The organism is Frankia sp. CcWB2 (genome assembly GCF_977927585.1).
The window spans coordinates 1-2,034 of record NZ_CDWRCM010000115.1 but is presented as its reverse complement, the minus strand read 5'-3'; the positions used below and the strand labels follow the sequence as shown (position 1 = coordinate 2,034).

1 protein-coding gene and 1 pseudogene are annotated in these 2,034 nt (G+C 71.9%); both read right to left on the bottom strand.

Annotated elements, in window-relative coordinates; all coding sequences use genetic code 11:
* The coding region (locus ACY45C_RS13290; protein ID WP_462187930.1) for an aldehyde dehydrogenase family protein at positions 1-328 on the bottom strand (328 nt) is incomplete at its 3' end.
* Positions 325-1,814 (bottom strand): annotated as a pseudogene (gene lat, locus ACY45C_RS13285) (L-lysine 6-transaminase). The gene ACY45C_RS13290 and the pseudogene lat, both read right to left, overlap by 4 nt.
* Between the last annotated feature and the right edge of the window lie 220 nt (positions 1,815-2,034).

Below are 2,034 nucleotides of genomic sequence, written 5' to 3'. Positions count from 1 at the left end.
TGACGAGCCGGGCGAGCGCGGCGGCGTTGTCCGCGACGAGCCGGCCGAGATTGCCGATCACGCTTCCCCGGACCGGGGCCGGCACGTCTGCCCAGGTGCGCTGGGCGTCACGGGCCGCCACCGCGGCGGCGAGGATCGTCTCCGGGCCGGCCAGCTCGACCTCGGCGACCACGTCGTCGAGCCGGGCCGGGTTGGTCGAGGGCACCGTCCGGACCGGGGTGAGCTCCGCTTCGGCCGCGCCGGGCGGCGCGCACCCGTCCTGCGGACGTCCGGCCTGCGGGCGTCCGGCAATAAGCGCACCAACCCGCCGTGGCCGTACCAGCGTCATGACGATCCCCCATCCGGTCCGCCGGGTCCATCCGGCCTATCTAATCCGCCCGGCCCATCCAATCCACCCGGCAGCCCGTCGAGGACCCGGCCGAGGGCCGCGATCCCGGCGGCGAGCTGCTCCGCGCTCACCGTCAGCGCCGGTCGGAACCGGATGGCCCGTTTCCCGGCGGGCAGCGCGAGGACTCCCTCGCGCACCCGCAGCCGCCGCAGCACCTCGTCCCGGACGGCGCTGCCCGGCAGGTCCACCGCGCAGAGCAGACCGCGCCCACGGGGATTGCACAGCAGCCGGGGGTGGCGGGCCGCGAGCTCCGTCAGCCCGGCGAGCATGCCCACGCCGAGCTCGCCGGCCCGGGCCATGAGCCCCCGCGCCTCGATGATCTCCAGGATGCGGGTGGCGCGGACCATGTCCACCAGGCCACCACCCCAGGTGGAGTTGATCCGCCCGGGCACGCGGAAGACGTTGTCGGCGACCTCGTCGACCCGTCGACCCGCCGGCCGGCCATCGCCCCGCCGAGCTGGACCTTCTTGCCGAACGCGACGACGTCCGGGCGCAGGCCGAGCTGCTGGTAGGCCCATGCCGAGCCGATGGCGCCGACACCGGTCTGCACCTCGTCGAGCACGAACAGCGCGTCGTGGCGCCGGCAGAGCTCGGCCATCGCGGCCAAGAACTCGGCCCGCAGGTGGTTGTCCCCGCCCTCGCTCTGGATCGGTTCGGCCAGGAAGCAGGCGATGTCGTGGGGATGGGCGGCGAAGGCGGCCTCGGCCTGGCCGAGCGCGACACGTTCCGCGGCGATCACCGCGTCGAGTGCCGGCCCCACGCAGGGAAACACCATCGCCGGGCAGTCAATGCGCGGCCAGTCGAAGACGGGGAAACGCTCGGTCTTGACCGGATCGGTGTTCGTGACCGAGAGGGTGTAGCCGCTGCGTCCGTGGAAGGCGTTCCGCAGGTGCAGAACCCGACGGCCGAGCGCCGCGGGACGGCCGTGTGCCGCGTTGTGCCGGCTCTTCCAGTCGAAGGCGCACTTGAGCGCGTTCTCCACCGCCAGGGCCCCGCCCTCGACGAAGAACAGATGCGGCAACTGCGGATCGCCGAGGACTCGGGCGAAGGTCCGCACGAACTCGGCGTAAGCGACGGTGGCGACGTCCGGATTCGCCGGCTTGTTGACCGCCACCCGACCCAGCCGAGCGACGAAGCCCGCGTCGTCGACGAGGTCCGACGGGTTGATCCCGAGCGGCGCAGACGCGAAGAAGCTGTAGAGGTCGAGGTAGCGCCGCCCATCACGGGCGTCGACAAGCACGCTGCCACGGCTCATCGCCAGGTCGCAGACGAGGTCGAAGCCGTCGACGAGGACGTGGCGACCGAGCGTGCTCAGCACTGCGTCCGCCGGCAACCCCTCCGCCGGCCGGGCACCCGCCGGCCGGGCACCGGACGCAGACACCTGGGCCGGCTGCAGGGGCTGGGCCGGCTGCAAGGGGACGACCATCCCGCTCTCCTCCCCCCGGACCACTTCCATCCGGATCCCGTCGCCACCCCACGAGCCGTCTCGGCGACGTCGACCTTCTTACGAAGATATCTCTGCAAGATTACGCTACAACCTCTAATTCTTTCGTTCTATGCCGAGCATGGGCCAAATCTTCTCGCGAAGGCCGTCAGGGCGTAACGGCGGCGCGTCGACCACACCGCACACATCAGGGGGACGTAAT